Source organism: Rahnella variigena (genome assembly GCF_003610915.1).
Classification (GTDB): domain Bacteria; phylum Pseudomonadota; class Gammaproteobacteria; order Enterobacterales; family Enterobacteriaceae; genus Rahnella; species Rahnella variigena.
In genome coordinates this window covers 4565915-4588317 of the sequence record NZ_NSDJ01000001.1, presented here as the reverse complement: position 1 = coordinate 4588317, position 22403 = coordinate 4565915, and the positions used below count along the sequence as shown (strand labels likewise).

Below are 22403 nucleotides of genomic sequence, written 5' to 3'. Positions count from 1 at the left end.
GGATATAAATAGCCGTATCGGCTCGATGTCTAGTTTTTGTGTTGGACCGTATAAGATTTTGCCTGTAACAAAATAGTGAACGCTTTATACCCTAACACATCGAAATTCTGAGACAAGTCTCAATGTTTCTGAAGAATATTCGTGATTGTGTTTCGGGTTACGTATTTGTGTGTATCGGGCTTGTCTAATTTTGTCTGGATCCGCTGACATTTAATGACAATTTTCAGGGCTTCATAGCGGGCGGTTTTTCGCTGCATTTAAATTAAGTATATTATTCAGAATATATATTTAAGTGATTGTTTTTAATTGTTTTATTTTATGATCTTGTTGTCGATTTTTTATCATTAATAATTGCAGGGAATTTAACCGGGAAATGCGAATTTTTTGCGCAGACTTTACAGGTGTAAATAGTGATTTCAGGGAGGGTGATTACCGGTGAATTTACCGGTTGTCTGAAAGAGGAAATTGAGTTGATATAATGGCAGGATTCGGCGGGCAGAGGGCGTAATTTGCCGGTGCTGACACCGGCGATGAACGTGAAATTCGTCACAGAAAAAAGAGGAAATTCAGCCTCAGGCCTCAGAATTTTTTGTGATGGCTATTTTCCGGTACAGGCGCCGGGGATGGCCGATATTTCCGTACTGCATCTCGACGCCGATAAAGCCAATTTCCACGCAATATTCCAGATATCGGCGGCCTGTCGTTTTGCTGATCCCGACTTCCTCAACGACTTCTTCAACCGACCAGCTGACGTCCGGTTTCGCGTTAAATGCGCGCTGAACCAGTTCGAGCGTATTGGGCTCGATCCCTTTGGCAGAAGGGGCTGCCGGTGTATCGCTGGCGGGCAGATTGAACAACTTATCCAGAGCCCGCTGATCGACGACTTTCACACTACGCAGCGTTTGCACCAGTTGCATAAAACGTTCCAGTGAACTTTGCAGCCGGTGGAAAGACACCGGTTTGATAATGTAATCGAACGCGCCGCTCCGCATCGCCTGACTACAGGTTTGCATATCGCTGGCAGCGGTAATGAAAATCACCGAACAGTCGAAACTTTTCAGCAGCGGGCTGTCGATTAAATCTACACCCTGGCCGTCCGGTAAATAGTTATCGAGCAAAATCAGCCGTGGCTCATGCAGGCGCAACAACGAGCGCGCCTGTTCCAGCGTGGCGGCGATGCCCACGACACGCAGATTGAAATTTTGCTCGATAAAATCGCGGTGCAGACCGGCCAGATGCGGCTCGTCTTCCACAATCACGACATCGAGAGCGCTGCTGTTATTCATGATACGTTCCTGTTAAAGCCTCAGCCGGGTACGGGATAAAGACTGAAAATATCGTACCTTGCGGCGTGTTGTCTGAGATTTCGATGCTGCCACCGGCCTGACGGACATATCCGGCCACCAGATAAAGCCCGATACCATGTTCCGCGCCGGTCGTGTCGTGGTCGCCTGAGGGCTTGCTTGTCACGCCCTGTTCAAACAGACGCGGTTTCAGGGCATCATCCACGCCGCTGCCCTGATCGGCGACTTCAATCAGCAGCTCCTGATTCCTGTCTGAAATATACAGTTCGACCGGCACAGAAGGCGTGAGCGCGTTGAGGGTGGCATCCACGGCGTTATCCAGCAGATTACCGACCACCGACATCAGCTCGGTTTCAGTGATAGCCGCCGGAATGCGGGTGAGCTGGCAGGCGGGATCGAAACTGAGTTCAACGCCTTTTTCGCGCGCACTGACGTATTTCCCCAGCAGCAGGCCGCAAAGTGCAGGCGAAGTGAAGCGCGCCGAGACAAAATCCAGCACCGCCTGCGCACCTTCCGACTGCGCCTGAATATAGTGCATCGCATCGTCGTAACGCTGCATTTGCAGCAAACCCGCCAGTGTCGCGGTCCAGTTCAGCTGTTCGTGGCGCATGATGCGCAGATTGTCCGCGTAGCGTTTCACCTGACTCAGCTGGCTGCTCAGCGTATTTATGTCGTTTTTATCGCGGAAACTGAACACCCAGCCGCTTTCTTTACCCGGTTCCAGTTCTATCGGGACGCGGTTGACGATCACCTGTCTCTGATTGAGCACCGTAATCTGATCATGCTGGCTGTTATTTTCACTGATACCGCTTTGCGTGAAGAAGGTGGGCGGTGTCTCCAGCACCTCATTAAGTGGTTTACCCAGCAGTTCATTTTCAGGCTGATGGATATCAAGCAACTCGCGTGCGGCGCGGTTAATGGAAATCAGCTGTTTTTGGGCATTAACTGCGAATACGCCTTCGTACATGGCTTCCAGCAAGGCTTTTTGCTGGCGAACCAGCAGCGCGATATCTTTGGGTTCCAGCCAGAACATCTGTTTTTTAACGTTGCGGGTAAACATCCACGAAAAAATAAACAGCAGTAATAAAAGAAGCAAACCGTATAAACCGGCCTGCGCCAGACGATGGCCGTTAATATTATCAATATAAGAAGTGAGGTAGCCGACGGAGACAATACCAATGACCCGATTATTCTCATCCAGGATCGGCGCTTTACTGCGCAATGAAACACCTATGCCGCCTTGCCGGACGGAAATAATGGTTTTCCCCGCCAGCACCTCTGCGTTATCACCGCCAATCATCGGCAGGTCGATCCGCTCCGGTGATTGTGAATGATAAAGATGCAGCTCGCGGTTATCGCCGATGACGATATAACTGGCATCGCTTTTATCGCGTAAAGGCTGGATAAGTCGTGCGATCCCGGTGGTATCCCGCGCCTTAACCTTCTGCGCCAGTCCCGGCATCAGCGCGATTTCACTGGCCTGAACCCGTGCGCGCTGGCCGAGGTCGTGATGCAACTGACGATCGATGATATGAAATAAAATAGCACCCAGCAGTGCCAGCAACAGGCAGGAAAATACCACCAGAGATAAAAAGAGTTTTACCTGAAAAGGCATGCGGAGTTTCATACGGCCTGCTGCAAGATTAACGTAAAGATACACATTGAATAAGCGTACCACGGGGCAGTAAGGGCGGTAATCGGACAAAGACAGAGTTGTGAACAGGCAATATAAATAGTGATGAATTCACTCAGTGATTACAAGGGTAATAGGGCTTTTTACTACAAATCTGATAATCCTTATAAATCAAATAACATTAACTCCATAAACACCATAATAACCTTAATCCCTGCGGTTTTAATTTGAACAAACTCACATCCGGCTGACCTGCTGTTTTCTTATCCTCAGAACATCAATAAGAAAAGTATTTATAAGAAAGAGGCAATGCCATGAGCACAACCGACGATTCCTACATCGCAGTCAAAGAAAAGAAAACCTCCGGCCTCTCGGCCAGGCAAAAATGGTGGCACATTCTAGAAAACTACAATATAGGCATTATCCCGCTGCCTTTTTTCCTGCTGGCCGGTGTGCTGATCCTGCTCGACTGCCTGAACGGCAAATTACCCAGCGACATTGTGGTGATGGTTGCCACGCTGGCCTTCTTCGGTTTTGCCTGTGGCGAATTCGGCAAACGCTTACCCGTCGTCGGCAAACTCGGCGCGGCGGCGATTTGCGCCACCTTTATTCCTTCGGCGATGGTGCATTACGGGTTACTGCCGGACGTCGTGGTGGATTCCACGGTCAAATTCTATAAATCCACCAATATTCTGTATCTCTACATCTGCTGCATTATCGTCGGCAGTATCATGAGCATGAACCGCCAGGTGCTGATCCAGGGCTTTATGCGCATTTTTGTGCCGATGTTATGCGGTGAAGTGGTGGGCATGATTGCCGGAATGGCGATGGGCACGGTGTTAGGTTTACCGCCAATGCAAACCTTCTTTTTCCTGATCCTGCCGATCATGGCCGGTGGCGTAGGTGAAGGTGCGATCCCGCTGTCGATGGGTTATGCGACGATTTTGCACATGGAACAAGGTGTGGCGCTGGGGCGTATTCTGCCGATCGTGATGCTGGGCGGTCTGACGGCAATTGTGCTGGCGGGCGTGCTGAATCAGCTGGGGAAACGTTATCCGCATCTGACCGGTGAGGGGCAGCTGATGCCGTCGAAAAAAGGTGAGCTGGGCAGCGGTACTGACAAATTCGAAGGAAATCCGGGCGTGAATGCGCTGGCCTGTGGCGCGCTGCTGGCGATCCTGCTTTACATGGTCGGGATGCTCGGTCAGAAGTGGATCGGCCTGCCCGCGCCGGTCGGCATGTTATTCGCGGCAGTACTGGTAAAACTGGCAAATGGCGTTTCACCGACCATTCAGCACGGCTCGATGACGGTGTATAAATTCTTCCGCACTGCAGTGACCTATCCGGTGCTGTTCGCGGTGGGCGTGGCGATCACGCCGTGGCAGGAACTGATCAACGCTTTTACCCTGCAAAACCTCCTCGTGATCGTGACCACCGTGCTGGCGCTGGTCGGCACCGGTTTTTATGTCGGCAAGAAAATCGGTATGCATCCGATTGATGTGGCAATTGTTTCCTGCTGCCAGAGCGGGCAGGGCGGCACCGGCGACGTGGCTATTCTGACTTCCGGTAACCGTATGACGCTGATGCCTTTCGCGCAAATCGCTACCCGCATCGGTGGTGCAATCAACGTTTCTGTCGGATTATTTGTGCTGGCGAAGTTCTTTTCATAATCCCCGTAACAGCCCCTTTCACCGAAGGGGCTGGTTTCACTGAGAAAAAATCCCCAGTCCAAAACTGGACAGAAAATAGCCAGATTATTTCACTTTATCTGGTTATTATTTGCGCACTCAGAGACGAGTCACCCGCCCCGAGAGCCGGTTCCCACGTAAGGAAGAGCATTATTTTTTAACGAAAGAATCCACGCATGTTCCGTATTAAATCTCTTGTTTCTGCCTTACTGCTTCTTGTAGCCGGTTTATTCAGCACCCATTCCTTTGCTTTTGATATGCCTGAAGAGTTTGAGTCTATGGATACCTATAAATTTTTCCATAGCGAGCTTTTTGATGGAAAGGGATCCACCATCACTGCGGTCAACACCGGCAATTCAGAAAATATTAAAAGTGCGCTGCTGGCTGAATATCCGCGCTGGAAAGGGACGCATTATCGCTGGGGTGGAACCACACACAAAGGCATCGATTGTTCGGCGCTGATGCAACATCTCTTCCGGGATTCCCTGCAAAAACGCCTGCCGAGAACCACGTTTCAGCAAATCAGGAACGGCAGAAAAGTGAGTAAAAATAGCCTGAAACCGGGAGATTTAGTTTTTTTCAAAACGTCGCCGGGGGATCGTCATGTCGGCGTGTATGTCGGGGATCATCAGTTTATTCATGCCTCGAAAATTGAAGGCGTCACGATTTCATCACTGGATAATCAGTACTGGGTCGAGCATTACGAAACAGCACGACGTTTAGAGCTGATGAGCTAAAAAAAAGCGGATCCTTTTCAGGATATCCGCCTGTTTTACTTTGAATATTTACTTATCTGATGACGCCTGCCACAGATTCAATTCACCATCCGCCACATGTTTATCAATCGCTGCCAGTTCTTCTGCGGTGAAACGCAGATTGTCCAGCGCCTTGACGTTTTCATCCAGTTGTTCAGGACGGCTGGCACCAATCAGCACTGACGTCACGCGGTTGTCTTTCAGCAGCCAGCTCAGCGCCATCTGCGCCATCGTCTGTCCGCGCTGTTGCGCCATTTCATTGAGCAACCGCAGGCTGTTCAGGTTTTCCTCAGACAGCATCCTGGCATTCAGCCCGCGCACTTTATTCCCTTCCACCTGCATCCGCGAACCGTCCGGAATACCGTTGAGGTATTTACCGGTCAGCAAGCCCTGCGCCAGCGGCGTAAAGGCAATGCAACCCGCGCCATTTTGTTCCAGCGTATCCAGCAAACCGCTCTTATCGACCCAGCGGTTCAGCAGATTGTAAGAAGGCTGATGTATGAGCAGCGGGACTTTCAGCTCGCGCAGCAGTTCAGCCATTTTCTGTGTACGTTCCGGCGAATAAGATGAAATCCCGACATACAACGCTTTGCCGCTTTGCACGGCATACGCCAGCGCTGCTGCGGTTTCTTCCATCGGCGTTTCTTCATCCACACGGTGTGAATAGAAAATATCGACGTAATCCAGTCCCATGCGTTGCAGGCTTTGATCAAGGCTTGCCAGCAGATATTTGCGTGAACCGCCGGACCCGTAAGGGCCGGGCCACATGTCATAACCGGCTTTGGTGGAGATAATCAGTTCATCGCGATACGGGGCGAAATCCTGCTTCAGCAAACGACCAAAATTCTCTTCGGCTGAACCCGGAGGCGGGCCGTAGTTATTCGCCAGATCAAAATGAGTGATGCCTAAATCAAAGGCTTTTTGCAGTAATGCGCGCTGGGATTCCAGCTGGCTGACATGGCCGAAGCTGTGCCACAGGCCAAGGGACAGTGCAGGGAGTTTTAAACCGCTCTGACCGCAGCGGCGGAATTGCATGGTTTCATAGCGGGAGGGGGAGGCCTGATACGGCATGATGTTTCCTTCTTTTTAGAGGAAGTAGGGTTATTTTTGAAACACTGTTTTATTGTAACCCTTGAAGAAATAACGGCAACATCAGAAATCCCAGTCCTCGTCTTCGGTATTAACGGCTTTGCCGATCACATACGAGGATCCGGATCCGGAGAAGAAGTCGTGGTTTTCATCGGCGTTTGGCGATAATGCGGAAAGGATCGCCGGATTCACATCTGCCATGCTGGCCGGGAACAGGGCTTCGTAGCCGAGATTCATCAGCGCTTTGTTGGCGTTGTAATGCAGGAATTTCTTCACGTCTTCGCTCCAGCCTACGCCGTCGTACAGTTCTTCGGTGTAGCGGATCTCGTTGTCGTACAAATCCTGAATCAGATCAAACGCCTGCTCCTTGACCTGACGCTGACGCTCTTCGCTTTCCAGTGCCAGTGCTTTCTGGAATTTATAGCCGATGTAGTAACCGTGAACCGCTTCATCGCGGATGATCAGACGGATCAGATCCGCGGTGTTAGTGAGCTTGGCGCGGCTCGACCAGTACATCGGCAGATAGAAGCCCGAATAGAACAGGAACGATTCGAGAAACACGCTGGCGACTTTCTTCATCAGCGGATCTTCGCCGTCGTAATACGACAAAATGATCGCCGCTTTATTTTGCAGCGCGACGTTTTCCTCGCTCCAGCGGTAGGCTTCATCCACGTCCACGGTGGCGCACAGTGTCGAGAAAATCGAACTGTAAGAACGCGCATGCACCGCTTCCATAAAGCAGATATTCGAGTAAACCGCCTCTTCGTGTGGCGTCACCGCGTCTTTCATCAATGTGGGGGCACCGACCACGTTTTGCACGGTATCCAGCAGCGTCAGGCCGGTAAACACGCGGATCGTCAGTTGCTTCTCTTTCGCGCTGAGCGTCGCCCAGGACGGAATATCGTTCGACAATGGCACCTTTTCCGGCAGCCAGAAATTCGAGGTCAGGCGGTTCCACACTTCGAGGTCTTTATCGTCCTGGATTTTGTTCCAGTTGATGGCTTTGCTGACCGGTTGGGGTACTAACCTTTGTTTTACTGTGAATGTTTTTACTGCGCTCATCTTTTAAGTCCTTTCAATCGGTTACAGCGTGCAGGAAACGCAGCCCTGAACTTCGGTGCCTTCCAGCGCCATCTGGCGCAGACGGATGTAATAAATGGTTTTGATGCCTTTGCGCCAGGCGTAAATCTGCGCTTTGTTGATGTCGCGCGTGGAGGCGGTATCGCGGAAGAATAGCGTCAGTGACAACCCCTGATCGACGTGCTGTGTGGCTTCGGCGTAGGTATCAATGATTTTTTCCGGGCCGATTTCGTAGGCATCCTGGTAGTAATCCAGATTGTCATTGGTCATAAACGCCGCCGGATAATACACGCGTCCAATCTTGCCCTCTTTGCGGATTTCTACGCGGGACACAATCGGGTGAATACTCGACGTCGAGTTATTGATGTAAGAAATAGAACCCGTCGGTGGCACCGCCTGTAAATTCTGGTTATACAGCCCGTGCTGCATCACGGAATCTTTCAGCGCCGCCCAGTCTGCGGTAGTCGGAATAGCAATCCCGGCCTCAGCAAACAGTTCACGCACGCGGTCGGTTTTCGGCTGCCATTTCGCAGCCAGTGTGTCATCGACATATTTATCGAAATAGCGGCCGCTGGCGTAGGTGGAATCTCTGAAACCTTTAAACGACTGCTGGCGCTCGATAGCGATCTGGTTTGAGGCGCGGATCGCATGGAAAGCCACGGTGCAGAAATAGATATTGGTGAAATCCAGACCTTCTTCTGAGCCGTAATAAATACGCTCGCGGCACAGATAACCGTGCAGGTTCATCTGGCCGAGGCCGATGGCGTGCGAATCCTGATTTCCCTGATCGATAGATGGCACCGAACGGATATGGCTCATGTCAGAGACTGCCGTCAGTGCGCGAACCGCCATTTCCACGGTATTGCCGAAATCCGGTGAATCCATCGCCGAGGCGATATTCAGTGAGCCGAGATTACAGGAAATGTCTTTGCCAATTTCCTGATAAGACAGGTCTTCGCCGTAGATCGTCGGCGAATTCACCTGCAAAATCTCCGAACACAGGTTGCTCATATTGATGCGACCTTTGATCGGATTGGCGCGGTTCACCGTGTCTTCAAACATCATGTACGGATAGCCGGATTCAAACTGAATCTCCGCCAGCACCTGGAAGAATTCACGGGCGTTGATTTTGCTTTTGTGAATGCGTTTGTCATTCACCATCTCGCGGTATTTCTCGCTGATGCTGATTTCAGACATCGGCACACCGTACACTTTCTCCACGTGATACGGCGAGAACAGGTACATATCTTCGTTGTTCTTCGCCAGTTCGAACGTGATATCCGGAATGACTACACCGAGCGACAGCGTTTTAATCCGGATTTTTTCGTCGGCGTTTTCGCGCTTAGTATCGAGGAAACGCAGAATATCCGGGTGATGAGCGTTCAGATACACCGCGCCCGCTCCCTGACGCGCACCGAGCTGATTGGCGTAAGAGAAGGCATCTTCCAGCATCTTCATGATCGGAATAACGCCGGAAGACTGGTTTTCGATGCGCTTGATCGGCGCGCCCACTTCACGGATGTTGGTCAGCATAAAGGCCACGCCGCCGCCGCGTTTGGAGAGCTGTAAGGCCGAGTTGACCGAGCGACCGATAGATTCCATGTTGTCTTCAATACGTAACAGGAAACAGGACACCAGTTCGCCGCGCTGTTTTTTGCCGCAGTTGAGGAATGTCGGCGTTGCCGGCTGGAAGCGGCCGGAAATGATCTCATCAACAAAATGGCGGGCGAGCTGAATATCGCCGCGTGCCAGCGTCATCGCCACCATACACACGCGATCTTCATAACGCTCCAGGTAGCGTTTGCCGTCAAAGGTTTTCAGCGTGTAGCTGGTGTAATACTTGAATGCACCCAAAAAGGTCTGGAAGCGGAATTTTTTGGCGTAAGCCTGTTTGAATAACGCTTTAATATCGTCAAACGCGTACTGATCCAGCACGGCGGCTTCGTAATAGCCTTCTTCCACCAGATAACGCAGTTTCTCCGCCAGATTATGGAAAAACACCGTGTTTTGATTGACGTGTTGCAGGAAGTATTGGCGCGCGGCCAGGCGGTCTTTATCAAACTGGATCTGGCCGTTAGCGTCGAACAGATTCAGCATCGCGTTAAGCGCGTGATAATCCGGGCTGCTGGTGCCGGGGTCGGTAATTGCTAGTTCTGTCGCTGCCAAAATTCTGTTACTCCCTGTCTGACCTTTGCAACGTCTTCCGGCGTTCCCAGCAATTCAAAGCGGTACAGGTAAGGCACCTGACACTTCTGGGAAATAATCTCACCGGCAATGCAATACGCTGCGCCGAAGTTGGTGTTACCGGCGGCGATAACGCCGCGGATGAGTGAACGGTTATGTTCATCGTTCAGAAAACGGATCACTTGTGTCGGCACCGCGCCTTTGGCCGATCCGCCGCCGTAGCTCGGCACCACCAAAATATACGGTGTGTCGACACGCAATTTTTCAGGCTGACGATCTATCGGGATGCGGATCGCCGGCAATCCCGTTCTGCCGACGAAGCGATGGGTGTTTTCTGAACTGCTGGAAAAATAGACCAACGGATTCATCCGCCGGTCCTCAGAACGCGTTCTGAAGCTGGCGCAGGGCGCTGATTTTGTCCGGACGGAAACCAGACCAGTGGTCGTCACCGGCTACAATCACCGGAACCTGCTGATAACCCATCGCACGAACCTGCCCGAGAGCCTGCTCATCCTGAGTCAAATCGACAACTTCGTAGGCGATGCCTTGTTTATCTAATGCACGGTAAGTCGCGTTGCACTGGACACAGTCTGGTTTACTGTAAATAATAATGCTCATGATTCGTATTTCCATCTAGTAAGAAATCAGAGACAATTTTTGCCTGCCCGCTGCGCGGCTGTTTCAGCCGGGGGAAAGGCGCGAGAGTCGGTGCCATCGTGGCGTTCCGATGGACTGAATACTAGATGTGGTGATTTAAATTTTCAACCACACAATATGTAGATTTTCTAAATTTGCTTATTGCAAAAACGGCAAAGCCCGCAGGCAGCGGGCTGGAGAGGGGAAACTTTTTTTAGTTTAATTTTTAAGCGGTCAGATTACTGGCGCATACCCACCGCGAGACGGTTAAACGCATTCATCAGACCGATGGCGAAGGTCAGTTCTGAGATTTCCACGTCGCTGAATTGTGCTTTCAGTGGCTCAAAGGCGTTATCCGGTGCGCCGGTAGCGGCAATCAGAGTGAGTGATTCAGCCCAGGCCAGCGCCGCGCGTTCACGCTCAGAATACGCGTGGCTGACCTGCCAGCCCGCCAGCTGATCCAGTTTGGTCTGCGCGACGTCCATTTTGCGCAACGCTTTAGAGTGCATATCCAGACAATATGCACAGCCGTTAATTTGCGAAACACGCAGGAAAGCCAGTTCGATAATCACGTTATCCAGCGGACCGTTTTCCAGCGCGCTGAGCGCCGCTTTCATCGGTTCCATCACCGAAGAAGACAGGGAATAGTAAGGCAGGCGAAGTGCAGTCATGATGATTTCCTCTGGGAGATATTGGAGTAAACAGTGACGCACCGTGCGTCTCAATGACCGTAACTTTACGCCTCGCATGGTCTATACTACAGGGCCATAAAATACATATTTAAACAGGTCATGATGCGCGGCTTCAGTCTTTCCTTTCAGCTCGATCCCCGGCACAAAGAACCGCTTTACCGCCAGATTTATCAGCGGGTAAAACAGGCGATCATGGCAGGACAGCTTAAACGCGGCAGCCGTGTGCCGTCGGTGCGGGCGCTGGCCAGTGAACTCGGCGTGGCGCGCGCCACGGTGGAAAATGCCTATGGCCTGCTGATGGCGGAAGGCTTTTTGCAAAGCCGCGGACAGGCCGGAACAGTGGTCAGCGCGCCGGAAAGTTTATCCTCACCCGAGCCAGCGCCGGTCAGAAAGGACGCCGGACGTAAGCCCATCAACCCGATGTTGCCTTCTGTTTCTTCCCTTCCTTTCCAGCTCGGACTTCCGGCGCTGGATGCGTTCCCGCGTGCTATCTGGTCGCGCATTGTCTCAAGGCAAATCCGGCACACCGGCATGAATGATTTAGGCCATCCGCCGCTGGCGGGTACAGACGTTTTACGCCACGCGGTTGCCCGTTATCTGCAGCTTTCCCGCGGATTTACCTGCCGTCCGGAACAGATATTTATCTGCGGCGGCTATGCGCCGGTACTGGATTTGATCATCGGCAGTCTGCTGCAACCGGGCGACGGCGTCTGGCTGGAAAACCCCGGTTATCCGGTTACGCAGGCATTTTTCCGTGCGGCAGGTGCGGTTGCCATGCCGGTGAACGTGGATGACGAGGGCATGAATGTGCCGCAGGCGGTGAAGCAGTATCCAGACGCACGTTTTGCCGTTGTTACGCCCGCGCACCAAAGCCCGACCGGTGTGACCATGAGTTTAGCGCGGCGCATGGCGCTGCTGGACTGGGCAGCACAGCAACAGGCATGGATTATTGAAGATGATTACGACAGCGAGTTCCGTTATCACGGCCAGCCTTTGCCTTCGCTGAAAAGTCTCGATACGCAGGGGAGGGTGATTTACGCCGGAACGTTCAGCAAAGTGATGTTCCCGGCGCTTCGCTGCGGCTATGTGGTGGTGCCGGAAAGTCTGGTGGAAAAAATCGAGGCGTATTGCCCGCTGCGAATTTGCGGCACGCCGCCGTTGGTGCAAAGCAGTATCGCGGAGTTCATCGAACAGGGACATTTCTACCGGCATCTGAAACGGATGCGCCAGCTTTATGCTGAACGCCGTGGTTATCTCGAACAGGCGCTGACGGCGCAGTTTCCGGCCGAAGTGTTACGCGTGAATCAGCAGGTCGGCGGGATCCAGTTATCCGCCAGCCTGAATACCCGTCTGGATGACGCGCTGATCGCCAAAAATGCCCGTGAACAGGGGCTGGCGGTGCAGGCGCTGTCCGACTGGCAGGTTGAGCGGCGTGAGCGTGGCGAAGCGTTACGCCCGAACGGTTTGCTGATGGGGTTTCCTAATATCAGTTCTCAGGAGCAGGCCCAAGGGCTGGTGCAGCGGCTGGAGCGGGTGATTTCTGGTTTCCTGAAATAGAAAACGGAGCCCGAAGGCTCCGTCGTCTTTTTAGCAATTGCGCGGCAATGAGGGAGCCACGCGGATGTTTCAGCTTTTTAAGGCATATTCCCGACACAGGAGTGAAACATCACAAATTGCCTTTTTTGTTAGCGACGTCCCAGCAGGACACCGATAACAATACCGATTGCCGCACCGGCACCGACGCCATACCACGGATTATCTTTCACATAATCATTGGCTGTAGCCGCCGCATCACGTGCCTGCTGGCTAATTTTATCGGTGTTGAAACGTGCGCGCGTATCACGCAGAACGCCCTGTGCTTTGCTGCGGAGTTTATCCAATTCATCCTTGGATTTATCGCCTGCAGACTGAAGTACTTCATCCAGCGTATCCGCCAGCAGGGTTACGTCCTGATTGATATTTTTTTCTACTTTATCTGTTTTCTTAAACATTCCGTCTCTCCTTGTGTGACTGTTGGATTAAGCATAGACCATAATGTCGTACCAGATGGTTCTTTAAGGACAAAGACCTGTGATGATGGGGCTTTTCAGGCCATGACCCTGTGGCAGCAAGTCAGGCGGGGCGCGGGCTGACGTGATACGTCTCAGATTTCTCTGCAAAACAAAATCTGCGTTACAGCCAATAACATTTTTAGCCCGTTTCGAGGCTAAAACCTGTTTATACTGTTGATTCCACTCTCAGTGATCTCATTTTCGGGTCCGCCCATGTCTTTAAGTACGCTTCGTTCTAACGCTCTGCTCAATAAACGCATTTTGTCGTTCATGCTGTTTACCTTCGTTGTCTATCTGACCATCGGCTTACCGCTCGCCGTCTTGCCGGGCTTTGTGCATAACACGCTGGGATACAACTCGGTGCTGGCCGGACTGGTGATCAGCGTTCAGTATTTTTCGACGCTCATCAGCCGCCCGCATGCCGGGCGTTACGCGGATATGCTTGGGCCAAAACGGGTGGTGATTTTTGGTCTGATTTGCTGCGGGATGAGTGGCGTGTTTTACGCGATTGCCTTCTGGTTTGCTGCTTGTCCGCTGGCGAGCCTGCTATTACTTTGTCTGGCACGCGTTTTCTTAGGCGTAGGCGAAAGCTTCGGCAGCACCGGAACCACCTTGTGGGGGATTGGCGCGGTGGGTGCGAAACATACGGCGCGGGTGATCTCGTGGAACGGTGTGGCTACCTATGGCGCGATGGCTGTCGGCGCGCCGCTTGGGGTATTGCTCAATCATGCTTACGGGCTGATGGGCGTAGCCGTTCTGATCATTGTCGCTGCTGCATTTGCCGCCATTCTTGCCTGTATGAAAGCGGCGATTTCTGTCACCGCCGGTAAACGTATTGCCTTTAAAGCGGTGGTCGGACGCATCTGGCTTTACGGACTGGGGCTGGGTTTCGGCACGATCGGGTTCGGCGTTATCGCCACCTTTATCACGCTGTATTACGCCGATAAAGGCTGGAGCGGAGCGGCGTTCACGCTCACTTTATTCAGCCTCGGATTTGTTGGCGCGCGTCTGATTTTCGGCAATATGATTAATCGCTTTGGCGGCCTGCGCGTGTCACTGGTTTCGTTTGTGTTTGAAGTGGCGGGGCTGCTGATGATCTGGCTGGGGCACGATCCGCTTTCTGTGCAGTTTGGCGCGTTCCTTACCGGCTCCGGCTTCTCGCTGATTTTCCCTGCGCTGGGCGTGGAGGCGGTAAAACAGGTGCCGCCGCAAAATCAGGGCACGGCGCTGGGGCTGTACTCCGCGTTTCTGGATCTCGGGCTGGGCATCACCGGGCCGGTTGCCGGGCTGATTATTTCGCATCTGGGGACGCCGTCTATTTATCTTGCTGCGGCATTTATGGTGGTGATTGCCTGGCTGCTGACGCTCAGATTGTGGGTGAACACTTCGCGGCAATCTCCCGCAGAATAGCCTTTTTCGTGGCAGGGTTAAGGCGTTTAGATAAATCCTAAATACGCCAAAATTTGGGATAAACGCATTGTCTGGCAGAGTTATTGCGGTAAGGTCGCCTTGCGGTTAAAGAAGCGAGGAGCAACCATGTATTTACGGCCAGATGAAGTGGCACGTGTTTTAGAAACCTCAGGGTTTGAACGCGATTTTGTTGATGATAAAGCTTACGGTTATCGCCGTGGCGAGCATTATGTGTATGTAAACCGGGAAGCGCGGTTTGGCCGGACTGCCCTGGTGATACACCCGGCGCTGAAAGAGCGCAGTGAGCGTTTTGCGGAACCGACAGCATCGTTTCGTAGCTGTGATGCGTACAAGAATTTCCCGCTGGATGTTTCCAGCGACAACGAAACCTATTATGGAATTTGCCACGGTTTCAGTTCACGCCAGATCCTGGCGAGTTATCTGGATAACGTTTTCAGATAATCCTCTGGCGATGCCGGGGATGCAAAAAAGCCGCTGAATCAGCGGCTTTTTTACGTTTAAACCAGATGGATCTGGTTATAGGTTTCGTTGTAGTTGCGCCGAAACTGCGCCAGTTCGAAGGGTTCAATATCCAGTTCGGCAAAATAGAACAGCGCCAGTTCGGCGTGTTCACTGCTTAACTGTGGCGACAGATGTGCGCGCACCAGAATGTTACGCCAGCGGATGATATTTTCTTCTGAGGCATCTTTAATAAATGTCTGATAAATAAACACAACGTAGGCTGCTTTGCGGATCTCTTCAGCGTATCCACCGCTTATTGAGCGGATAAACATCTGACTTTGTCGTTTGCCCATTTCCAGCAGCATTGAATCAATATAAACCGGCTTAATTTTCAACAGACTGGCGAGAGACGCGTTCGCTTTACGGGTGTCTGCCGTCATAAACCAATAACCCACAATAAAAACCACAACAATTGCAGCAAGCATAATCCATATCATTCTGGACTCTGGCCTCCGGCCTTTTCTGGCGTGATGTGAAAGGTGCATGCAACACCCGATGTGGGGAGTTTATCTGCTAATGACAGGAAATACGTGAATGAGTGACAAAGAATTTGCGCCCGCTTCGCAGAATGTCATTGTAAGGTCATGGGATATTGATTAAATCAGATAAAAAGCGTGAACCATTAAAGGAGTAACGGATGGCCAGAAACATTGAAATTAAAGCCAGAATTGATGATTTTTCAGCGATGTATGAAAAACTTGCTCTGCTTGCCGACGGCTTGCCGGACTTCATTGATCAGGACGATACCTTTTTTATCTGCCCGCACGGACGACTTAAATTACGCACTTTTTCGCCTGTTCGCGGTGAACTGATTTTCTATCAGCGTCCGGATCAGGCAGGCCCGAAAACCAGTTTCTACCAGCTGACCGAAACTCAGGATCCCGACAGTCTGCGTGAAACTCTGACGCTGGCTTATGGCGCTGCCGGGCGGGTCATCAAACAGCGGACGTTATTTATGACCGGCCAGACCCGTTTGCATCTCGATCGGGTCAAACATCTGGGGGATTATCTTGAGTTTGAAGTGATGCTGGATGAGAGCGAAACGCCGGAACAGGGCATTGCGATTGCTGAGGATTTACTGGAAAAGTTAGGCATTGAGCGGCAGGAACTGGTCGATCAGGCTTATGTTGATTTGCTCAATGCCAAAGGCAAACACCCTCACGATTAAGTGAATAATCACCGCCTTGCGGATCGAAGGCGGTGATGTCAGTTACTGTTACTTCGTTTCTTCCAGCGAATACGGCAATGGCTGAATGCTCAGCTGACTGGTGGCATCTTCACGCACACGCAGATTAGCGTCGGCTTCAAGGTCATTATTCAGCACCGCCTGAACCCAAACCGTGCCGTCGCTGAGCTGAACGGCCGCCAGAACGGTACCGGTACGACGCCAGTTTTCCCCGAGTTGCAATTCAAGGTCATCTGCCGGAGCGGGCACTTTGCTCGCCTTGCCGGACAACCAGTAAAGCGCGCGTTTATTGGCGCCACGGTATTTTGCTCGCGCCACCATTTCCTGACCGGCGTAGCAGCCCTTGGTAAAGCTGATGCCCTCGAGCGCCTGAATGTTGGTCGCCTGAGGAATAAACTGAACGGCGTTTGGTGTATCAATCACCGGGAAACCGGCTTCGATATCCAGCGCCAGCCATTGCTGACTGTCGTTACGCTGCGCCTGCTCGCCTAATTCTTCGACCACCTGACGGGCTTTTTCCGGGCTGGTCACAATCAGATAACGTTCTGCCGGCAGGGAGAAATGCAGCAGGGTGGTTTCATCCTGTTGCACGACCTGTTGCTCTGCCGTTGGCAATGTTGAAAAGAGACCTGTCAGTGCGGCGCTGGCCTGAAAACCTGCCACGCCGAGCAATACGACGTCGTCGTCAGCCGTGAACGTCACTTTAGAGAACACCGCGTATTTCTTCATTTCGGTTAACTGAGTGTCGCGCAAATTACGACGCTCAATAAAAGCCATACCGTCGCCACGTTTGAACAGACGAAGGTTACTCCACATTTTTCCTTTCGCGTCACAATGCGCGCAAAGAACGTGGCTGTCGGCTGCCAGCGCATCGACATCCACAGTGACCTGACCTTGCAGGTACTTCATGGTGTCTGCGCCGGTCATGGTTACCAGCGCCCAGTCTTCCAGAGAGATCAACGTCAGCGGCAGATGAGACGACGCTGAAGGTTTTTGCGGTGGAAAGGGAAATTCGTTAGCCATTTTCTAATCCCGGTCAATGAAATGTGACTGATACCTCATGGTAAAAGAGCCCACCCGCTTTGAAAACAGTTATTGGTGCCTTTTACGGGATGCCTTCCAGAGAATGTAAAACATCCGACAGGTTTACAGCAGGTTTTACGGCACATCACGTAGATTGACAAAACAGGGCACTGAAAAGTTACGTTGCTTGACGTGCCGCTGGTAGAATCATCGCAGACATAAAGAAACTCACGTTCTGTATCCCAACAAAGAGCCTTGTTATGGAAAGCAAAAATCAACTGGATATTAATAACCGTTCCCGAGTTCACTGGGCCTGCCGCCGTGGTATGCGCGAGCTGGATATTTCTATCATGCCGTTTTTCGAGCATGAATATGATTCGCTGAGTGAGGCCGATAAAGAGGTATTTGTCCGCCTGCTGACCTGCGATGACCCAGATCTGTTCAACTGGCTGATGAATCACGGCGAGCCAAACGATACCGAATTACAACGCATGGTTGCCCTTATTCAGACGCGAAACAAAGCCCGTGGCCCTGTGGCGATGTGATCTCAGGGTGTCCTGGCGCAGTCAGCTTTTCTCACTGGGATGTTACGGTGCGGTGATGCTGATGATTTTGCTGGCACCCTGGCCTGCGGGTTACTGGCCTGTCTGGATGACGCTGCTGTTGCTGGTGCTGTTTGAATGCATTCGTAGTCAGCGGCGTATCACGGCACGTACGGGTGAAATTGTTCTGACTGATGATTACCGTCTTTTGTGGCGCGGTCATGAATGGCAGATTAAACACCCGGTGTGGATGATAAGTCACGGCGCGTTGCTTTCACTGCGTCGGGAGAAACTCAAAGGCGGTCTGGCGCAGGCAATGCGCAGCAGAAGGCAGCGTTTGTGGCTGGCCTCGGACAGCATGAGTCAGGAAGAGTGGCGGCATTTGCGCCAGATACTGCTGAATACTCATCCGCGAAGCCCGGCAAAACCGGGCTGAAGTTGCGGCGTACCTGTTGCGGATGGCGAGGCGTTACAGCAGGGCGTCCATTTCCAGCAGGATTTGCTCGCACCACTGTTGCAGGCGCTCTTCGGTGAGATCAAACTGATTCACATCGTCGAGTGCCAGTCCGACGAAATGTTTGCCATCGGCACTTAGCGGTTTCGGGCTGGTAAATTCAAAGCCTTCAGTCGGCCAGAAACCGATAAAGCGAACTCCCAGCGGCACCAGCTGATGGTAAAGCATCCCAAGCGCGTCGAGGAACCATTCGCCGTAGCCGAGCTGGTCGCCCATACCGTACATGGCAACAATTTTGCCGCGTAATTTAAGCGTAGGAAGTTGATTCCAGACGGCTTCCCAGTCTTCCTGAATTTCGCCGAAATCCCATGTCGGGATGCCTAGGATCAGGATGCTGTAGTCTTCCATCACATCAGGATCAACATCTTTAATGTTGTGCAAATCAACCAGTTCTTCGCCCAGAATGTCGCGAATTTTTTCCGCCGCCATTTCGGTGTAACAGGTGCTGGAACCGTAGAAAAGTCCAATTTTCATGCTTGTTGCCATAACGTCATAAGAATACGAATGGCAGGCAGTGTAGCAGATTTGGATGCATGAAAGGCATAATGGCTGGCGCAGTATGTGCTCAGGAAACAGGAGTCGGAATGCCAAAACAAGATAATGTGAACACTCAGGACGTGACCTCTGAGCAGGCTCTGCAAGCGGTGAATCAGGCGGATCAGAGCCTGACAGAACAGTTTCTGGATATGCTGTGGATTGAGCGGAATCTCGCAGAAAATACGCTCTCGTCTTACCGGCAGGATCTGAAATCTCTGCTGGGCTGGCTGCATCACAATAAGACCGATTTGCTGCATGTCAGTGCGGAAGATTTGCAGTCTTTCCTTTCCGAACGTATTGAAGGTGGTTACAAAGCCACCAGTTCGGCGCGGTTGCTCAGCGCGATGCGCCGTTTGTTCCAGTATATGAACCGCGAATCTGTACGTCAGGATGACCCGACAGCTTTGCTGTCTTCGCCAAAATTACCGCAGCGGCTGCCGAAAGATCTCAGTGAAGCGCAGGTCGATGCATTACTGGCTTCGCCAAGTGTGGATGTTCCCCTGGAATTGCGCGATAAAGCCATGCTCGAACTGCTGTACGCCACCGGGTTGCGTGTTTCTGAACTGGTCGGGCTGACGCTCAGTGATCTGAGCCTGCGGCAGGGTGTGGTGCGGGTTATCGGTAAAGGGAATAAAGAACGCCTGGTGCCGATGGGCGAGGAAGCGGTGTACTGGATCGAGAATTATTTCGAGCACGGCAGACCGTGGCTGCTCAACGGTCAGTCGCTGGATATCGTCTTCCCGAGTAACCGCGCGCAGCAAATGACGCGTCAGACGTTCTGGCATCGTATCAAACACTATGCGATCCTTGCGGGCATTGATGCGGAACGTTTGTCACCCCACGTTCTGCGCCACGCTTTCGCCACTCACTTACTAAACCACGGTGCGGATCTGCGCGTGGTGCAAATGTTGTTAGGTCACAGTGACTTATCAACCACTCAAATTTACACCCATGTAGCGACTGAACGACTCAAACAGCTACATCAACAACATCATCCCCGCGCGTAACACGCCGGAGAGAAAGGACGACATGATGAAAAAAGGTTTACTGCTGCTGACATTCCTGACTGCGTGTATGAGCTCCGCGGTCCATGCTGACGATGCAGCAATCAAAGCCACGCTGGGCAAACTGGGTATGAGCAATGCCGAGGTACAGCCTACGCCGGTAAAAGGCCTGAGCGCCGTTTCCACCGACAGCGGCACGATTTATATCACTGAAGATGGCAAGCATGTTTTGCAGGGGCCGATGTATGACGTCAGCGGCACTCATCCGGTCAACGTGACCAACAAAGCGCTGGTTAAAAAGCTGGATGCGCTGCAAAACGAGATGATCATCTACAAAGCTAAAAACGAAAAACATGTGATTACGGTGTTTACCGACATCACCTGTGGCTATTGCCACAAACTGCATCAGCAGATGCAAGAGTATAACGATCTCGGGATTACCGTGCGTTATCTGGCGTTTCCGCGTCAGGGGCTGAATTCTAAAACTGAGAAAGATATGCAGTCGATCTGGTGTACAGGCAACCGCAAAACCAGTTTTGATGCGGCAATGCGTGGTGATGACATCACATCAGCGACCTGCAAAACCAGCGATATAGCGAAACACTTTGAGCTGGGCGTGCAGTTTGGCGTCACCGGCACGCCGGCTGTGGTGCTGGCAGACGGTACTTTGATCCCTGGCTATCAGCCGCCAAAAGAAATGGCCGCCATGCTTGATCAGCAGGATCCTTCACATAAAACGGGTGGTTGATTTTTCGTGACCTTGCAGACTCAACTTCGCCGCCGTGAGGCAGCGACTGGCGTGGAACTTCCCGCCGATCTTTCCCCTTTGTTGCGCCGTTTGTATCTCGCCCGGGGCGTGAAAGAAAGTCAGGAACTTGAGCGCAGCGTGCGCGGAATGCTGCCTTATCAGCAACTCGACGGCATTGATACTGCGGTCGCGTTATTGCAAAAAGCGCTGGCTGAACGTCTGCGTATTATTATCGTCGGTGATTTTGATGCGGATGGCGCAACCAGCACCGCGCTGACGCTGTTGTCTTTACGCAGCATGGGCTGCGGGAATCTGGATTATCTGGTACCTAACCGTTTTGAAGACGGCTATGGCCTCAGCCCGGAAGTCGTCGAACAGGCAGCGTCACGCGGCGCAGAGCTGATCCTGACCGTTGATAACGGTATTTCATCTCATGCAGGCGTCACGCTCGCCCATGAAAAGGGCATTCAGGTGCTGGTCACCGATCACCACTTGCCAGGCGAAACGTTGCCGGATGCCGAAGCGATTATTAACCCGAATCTGGTCGGCTGCGAGTTTCCGTCTAAATCGCTGGCGGGCGTCGGCGTAGCGTTCTATCTGATGCTGGCGTTACGCAGTGCTTTACGTGACAGCGGCTGGTTCGAGCAAAACGGTCTGGCGATCCCTAATCTGGCGGAACATCTGGATCTGGTGGCGCTGGGAACCGTGGCGGATGTTGTGCCGCTTGATGCTAATAACCGCATCATGGTGTATCAGGGGCTGAACCGTATCCGTGCCGGAAAATGCCGGGCGGGGATCCGCGCGCTGCTCGAAGTGGCGGGGCGCGAAGCCCGCACATTGTGCGCCAGCGATTTAGGTTTCGCGCTCGGGCCACGGCTCAATGCCGCCGGACGTCTTGATGATATGTCGGTGGGCGTGGCGCTTTTACTCAGCGAAGATATCGGTCAGGCGCGTGCGCTGGCCAGTGATCTGGATGCGCTGAACCAGACCCGCCGCGAGATAGAACAGGGCATGCAGGTTGAAGCGCTGGCGCTGTGCGACAAACTCGAGCGGAGCACCGAAGCGCTGCCGTTTGGGCTTGCGATGTACCATCCGGAATGGCATCAGGGCGTGGTCGGTATTCTGGCATCACGTTTGAAAGAGCGTTTTAACCGGCCGGTGATTGCGTTTGCTCCCGCAGGCGATGGCATTCTGAAAGGCTCCGGCCGTTCGATTGCGGGGTTGCACATGCGCGATGCGCTTGAACGTCTCGATACGCTAAATCCCGGTCTGATGATGAAATTCGGCGGGCATGCGATGGCTGCCGGTTTGTCGCTTGAAGAAAGCAAGTTCGACGAATTTCGTGACAAGTTCGCCGAACTGGTCGGTGAATGGCTGGATCCTTCACATCTTGAAGGCGTGGTCTGGTCGGATGGCGAACTGTCGGCTCATGAACTGACAATAGATACGGCTGAAATGCTGCGTGACGGTGGTCCGTGGGGACAGGCGTTTCCTGAACCGACGTTTGACGGCACCTTCCGCATCCTGCAACAAAAACTGCTGAAAGAACGCCATCTCAAACTGATGATCGAACCGGTCGGCGGAGGCCCGCTGCTCGACGGTATCGCCTTTAACATTGATCCGACGTTTTGGCCGGACAGCAGTATCCGCGAAGTGCAGCTGGCGTACCGGCTGGATATCAATGAATTTCGGGGAAATCGCAGCGTTCAGTTGATCATCGAACATTTATGGCCGAAATAAGCGATTTTCACCCACAATAAACCCTGCAAAAAAACGGCTCGTTGCTATAAAAAGACCGCTAATTC

General features: G+C 52.3%; 23 protein-coding genes. 11 read left to right on the top strand and 12 right to left on the bottom strand.

What is annotated here, in order from left to right:
• Positions 1 to 572: 572 nt before the first annotated feature.
• Both CKQ54_RS21150 and CKQ54_RS21145 read right to left on the bottom strand, forming a co-directional pair.
• Positions 573 to 1286 carry a response regulator gene (locus tag CKQ54_RS21150; RefSeq protein WP_113877535.1) on the bottom strand — a complete coding sequence of 238 codons (714 nt, stop codon included), beginning with the start codon at positions 1284 to 1286 and terminating at the stop codon, positions 573 to 575.
• A complete protein-coding gene (locus CKQ54_RS21145) occupies positions 1279 to 2931 on the bottom strand; it encodes an ATP-binding protein (protein ID WP_120163715.1) in 1653 nt (550 codons plus the stop codon). Before CKQ54_RS21145 ends, CKQ54_RS21150 begins: the two co-directional genes overlap by 8 nt.
• 320 nt (positions 2932 to 3251) lie before the next feature.
• Here CKQ54_RS21145 and CKQ54_RS21140 point away from each other — a divergent pair, with 320 nt between their 5' ends.
• Together CKQ54_RS21140 and CKQ54_RS21135 are read left to right on the top strand one after the other, a co-directional pair.
• On the top strand, positions 3252 to 4607 hold the full coding sequence (locus tag CKQ54_RS21140) for a 2-hydroxycarboxylate transporter family protein (protein ID WP_120163716.1): 1356 nt from the start codon (positions 3252 to 3254) through the stop codon (positions 4605 to 4607).
• 194 nt (positions 4608 to 4801) lie between these two features.
• Entirely contained in the window at positions 4802 to 5362 is a 561-nt protein-coding gene (locus CKQ54_RS21135) for an NlpC/P60 family protein (protein WP_120163717.1), read from the top strand.
• A gap of 48 nt (positions 5363 to 5410) precedes the next feature.
• Here CKQ54_RS21135 and mgrA read toward each other — a convergent pair whose 3' ends face one another.
• The 6 genes from mgrA to CKQ54_RS21105 form a co-directional block, all read right to left on the bottom strand.
• Positions 5411 to 6451 (bottom strand): L-glyceraldehyde 3-phosphate reductase, encoded by a 1041-nt coding sequence (gene mgrA / locus CKQ54_RS21130; RefSeq protein WP_120163718.1) that lies wholly within the window; start codon positions 6449 to 6451, stop codon positions 5411 to 5413.
• Between the two features lie 81 nt (positions 6452 to 6532).
• Positions 6533 to 7531, bottom strand: a complete 999-nt coding sequence (gene nrdF, locus CKQ54_RS21125; protein ID WP_120163719.1) for a class 1b ribonucleoside-diphosphate reductase subunit beta — start codon at positions 7529 to 7531, stop codon at positions 6533 to 6535.
• 21 nt (positions 7532 to 7552) lie between these two features.
• Positions 7553 to 9715, bottom strand: coding sequence for a class 1b ribonucleoside-diphosphate reductase subunit alpha (gene nrdE, locus CKQ54_RS21120; protein ID WP_120163720.1), 2163 nt, complete (start codon positions 9713 to 9715; stop codon positions 7553 to 7555).
• Positions 9697 to 10101 carry a class Ib ribonucleoside-diphosphate reductase assembly flavoprotein NrdI gene (gene nrdI, locus CKQ54_RS21115; protein ID WP_120163721.1) on the bottom strand — a complete coding sequence of 135 codons (405 nt, stop codon included), beginning with the start codon at positions 10099 to 10101 and terminating at the stop codon, positions 9697 to 9699. The genes nrdE and nrdI overlap by 19 nt, the downstream gene beginning before the upstream one ends.
• Before the next feature lie 10 nt (positions 10102 to 10111).
• Positions 10112 to 10351 (bottom strand): glutaredoxin-like protein NrdH, encoded by a 240-nt coding sequence (gene nrdH, locus CKQ54_RS21110; protein ID WP_013574097.1) that lies wholly within the window; start codon positions 10349 to 10351, stop codon positions 10112 to 10114.
• Between the two features lie 257 nt (positions 10352 to 10608).
• Positions 10609 to 11040: a carboxymuconolactone decarboxylase family protein gene (locus tag CKQ54_RS21105; protein WP_120163722.1), complete on the bottom strand. Its 432-nt coding sequence runs from the start codon at positions 11038 to 11040 to the stop codon at positions 10609 to 10611.
• 123 nt (positions 11041 to 11163) lie between these two features.
• Between CKQ54_RS21105 and pdxR the strand changes: the two genes are divergently transcribed.
• Complete coding sequence (gene pdxR, locus CKQ54_RS21100; protein WP_120163737.1) at positions 11164 to 12618, top strand: MocR-like pyridoxine biosynthesis transcription factor PdxR; 1455 nt, start codon at positions 11164 to 11166, stop codon at positions 12616 to 12618.
• Between the two features lie 128 nt (positions 12619 to 12746).
• Here the strand turns inward: pdxR and CKQ54_RS21095 are convergent, their stop codons facing one another.
• Complete coding sequence (locus tag CKQ54_RS21095; RefSeq protein ID WP_112289780.1) at positions 12747 to 13052, bottom strand: ElaB/YgaM/YqjD family protein; 306 nt, start codon at positions 13050 to 13052, stop codon at positions 12747 to 12749.
• A 273-nt stretch (positions 13053 to 13325) separates the two neighbouring features.
• Here CKQ54_RS21095 and CKQ54_RS21090 point away from each other — a divergent pair, with 273 nt between their 5' ends.
• Together CKQ54_RS21090 and CKQ54_RS21085 are read left to right on the top strand one after the other, a co-directional pair.
• The gene (locus CKQ54_RS21090; protein WP_120163723.1) at positions 13326 to 14522 is read left to right on the top strand and encodes an MFS transporter; all 1197 of its coding nucleotides are present in this window, start codon (positions 13326 to 13328) and stop codon (positions 14520 to 14522) included.
• Between the two features lie 126 nt (positions 14523 to 14648).
• Positions 14649 to 14984 carry a DUF2002 family protein gene (locus CKQ54_RS21085; protein ID WP_095923373.1) on the top strand — a complete coding sequence of 112 codons (336 nt, stop codon included), beginning with the start codon at positions 14649 to 14651 and terminating at the stop codon, positions 14982 to 14984.
• Between the two features lie 56 nt (positions 14985 to 15040).
• On the opposite strand, the gene CKQ54_RS21080 is transcribed toward CKQ54_RS21085, so the two are convergent.
• Positions 15041 to 15481, bottom strand: a complete 441-nt coding sequence (locus tag CKQ54_RS21080) for a DUF1198 domain-containing protein (protein ID WP_120163724.1) — start codon at positions 15479 to 15481, stop codon at positions 15041 to 15043.
• A gap of 200 nt (positions 15482 to 15681) precedes the next feature.
• Here CKQ54_RS21080 and CKQ54_RS21075 point away from each other — a divergent pair, with 200 nt between their 5' ends.
• On the top strand, positions 15682 to 16212 hold the full coding sequence (locus CKQ54_RS21075) for a class IV adenylate cyclase (RefSeq protein WP_120163725.1): 531 nt from the start codon (positions 15682 to 15684) through the stop codon (positions 16210 to 16212).
• A 48-nt stretch (positions 16213 to 16260) separates the two neighbouring features.
• On the opposite strand, the gene ygfZ is transcribed toward CKQ54_RS21075, so the two are convergent.
• On the bottom strand, positions 16261 to 17253 hold the full coding sequence (gene ygfZ, locus CKQ54_RS21070; protein WP_112291253.1) for a tRNA-modifying protein YgfZ: 993 nt from the start codon (positions 17251 to 17253) through the stop codon (positions 16261 to 16263).
• A gap of 278 nt (positions 17254 to 17531) precedes the next feature.
• On the opposite strand from ygfZ, the gene sdhE reads away from it, so the two are divergent.
• Both sdhE and CKQ54_RS21060 read left to right on the top strand, forming a co-directional pair.
• Entirely contained in the window at positions 17532 to 17798 is a 267-nt protein-coding gene (sdhE, locus tag CKQ54_RS21065) for an FAD assembly factor SdhE (protein WP_112291258.1), read from the top strand.
• On the top strand, positions 17779 to 18231 hold the full coding sequence (locus CKQ54_RS21060) for a protein YgfX (RefSeq protein WP_120163726.1): 453 nt from the start codon (positions 17779 to 17781) through the stop codon (positions 18229 to 18231). Before sdhE ends, CKQ54_RS21060 begins: the two co-directional genes overlap by 20 nt.
• Before the next feature lie 33 nt (positions 18232 to 18264).
• Here CKQ54_RS21060 and fldB read toward each other — a convergent pair whose 3' ends face one another.
• Entirely contained in the window at positions 18265 to 18783 is a 519-nt protein-coding gene (gene fldB / locus CKQ54_RS21055) for a flavodoxin FldB (protein ID WP_112291250.1), read from the bottom strand.
• A 110-nt stretch (positions 18784 to 18893) separates the two neighbouring features.
• On the opposite strand from fldB, the gene xerD reads away from it, so the two are divergent.
• From xerD to recJ, 3 genes are read left to right on the top strand one after another with little or no spacing between them, the layout of a single operon-like run.
• A complete protein-coding gene (gene xerD / locus CKQ54_RS21050; RefSeq protein WP_112291248.1) occupies positions 18894 to 19853 on the top strand; it encodes a site-specific tyrosine recombinase XerD in 960 nt (319 codons plus the stop codon).
• Between the two features lie 25 nt (positions 19854 to 19878).
• On the top strand, positions 19879 to 20598 hold the full coding sequence (dsbC, locus tag CKQ54_RS21045) for a bifunctional protein-disulfide isomerase/oxidoreductase DsbC (RefSeq protein ID WP_120163738.1): 720 nt from the start codon (positions 19879 to 19881) through the stop codon (positions 20596 to 20598).
• Between the two features lie 6 nt (positions 20599 to 20604).
• Positions 20605 to 22338, top strand: coding sequence for a single-stranded-DNA-specific exonuclease RecJ (recJ, locus tag CKQ54_RS21040; protein WP_120163727.1), 1734 nt, complete (start codon positions 20605 to 20607; stop codon positions 22336 to 22338).
• Positions 22339 to 22403 lie beyond the last annotated feature (65 nt).

Excerpts from the sequence above, each read along its gene's own strand:
- CKQ54_RS21150 (WP_113877535.1), bottom strand. The coding sequence starts at position 1,286 with ATGAATAACAGCAGCGCTCTCGATGTCGTGATTGTGGAAGACGAGCCG.
- CKQ54_RS21145 (WP_120163715.1), bottom strand. The coding sequence starts at position 2,931 with ATGAAACTCCGCATGCCTTTTCAGGTAAAACTCTTTTTATCTCTGGTG.
- CKQ54_RS21140 (WP_120163716.1), top strand. The coding sequence starts at position 3,252 with ATGAGCACAACCGACGATTCCTACATCGCAGTCAAAGAAAAGAAAACC.
- CKQ54_RS21135 (WP_120163717.1), top strand. The coding sequence starts at position 4,802 with ATGTTCCGTATTAAATCTCTTGTTTCTGCCTTACTGCTTCTTGTAGCC.
- mgrA (WP_120163718.1), bottom strand. The coding sequence starts at position 6,451 with ATGCCGTATCAGGCCTCCCCCTCCCGCTATGAAACCATGCAATTCCGC.
- nrdF (WP_120163719.1), bottom strand. The coding sequence starts at position 7,531 with ATGAGCGCAGTAAAAACATTCACAGTAAAACAAAGGTTAGTACCCCAA.
- nrdI (WP_120163721.1), bottom strand. The coding sequence starts at position 10,101 with ATGAATCCGTTGGTCTATTTTTCCAGCAGTTCAGAAAACACCCATCGC.
- nrdH (WP_013574097.1), bottom strand. The coding sequence starts at position 10,351 with ATGAGCATTATTATTTACAGTAAACCAGACTGTGTCCAGTGCAACGCG.
- CKQ54_RS21105 (WP_120163722.1), bottom strand. The coding sequence starts at position 11,040 with ATGACTGCACTTCGCCTGCCTTACTATTCCCTGTCTTCTTCGGTGATG.
- pdxR (WP_120163737.1), top strand. The coding sequence starts at position 11,164 with ATGCGCGGCTTCAGTCTTTCCTTTCAGCTCGATCCCCGGCACAAAGAA.
- CKQ54_RS21095 (WP_112289780.1), bottom strand. The coding sequence starts at position 13,052 with ATGTTTAAGAAAACAGATAAAGTAGAAAAAAATATCAATCAGGACGTA.
- CKQ54_RS21090 (WP_120163723.1), top strand. The coding sequence starts at position 13,326 with ATGTCTTTAAGTACGCTTCGTTCTAACGCTCTGCTCAATAAACGCATT.
- CKQ54_RS21085 (WP_095923373.1), top strand. The coding sequence starts at position 14,649 with ATGTATTTACGGCCAGATGAAGTGGCACGTGTTTTAGAAACCTCAGGG.
- CKQ54_RS21080 (WP_120163724.1), bottom strand. The coding sequence starts at position 15,481 with ATGATATGGATTATGCTTGCTGCAATTGTTGTGGTTTTTATTGTGGGT.
- CKQ54_RS21075 (WP_120163725.1), top strand. The coding sequence starts at position 15,682 with ATGGCCAGAAACATTGAAATTAAAGCCAGAATTGATGATTTTTCAGCG.
- ygfZ (WP_112291253.1), bottom strand. The coding sequence starts at position 17,253 with ATGGCTAACGAATTTCCCTTTCCACCGCAAAAACCTTCAGCGTCGTCT.
- fldB (WP_112291250.1), bottom strand. The coding sequence starts at position 18,783 with ATGAAAATTGGACTTTTCTACGGTTCCAGCACCTGTTACACCGAAATG.
- xerD (WP_112291248.1), top strand. The coding sequence starts at position 18,894 with ATGCCAAAACAAGATAATGTGAACACTCAGGACGTGACCTCTGAGCAG.
- dsbC (WP_120163738.1), top strand. The coding sequence starts at position 19,879 with ATGAAAAAAGGTTTACTGCTGCTGACATTCCTGACTGCGTGTATGAGC.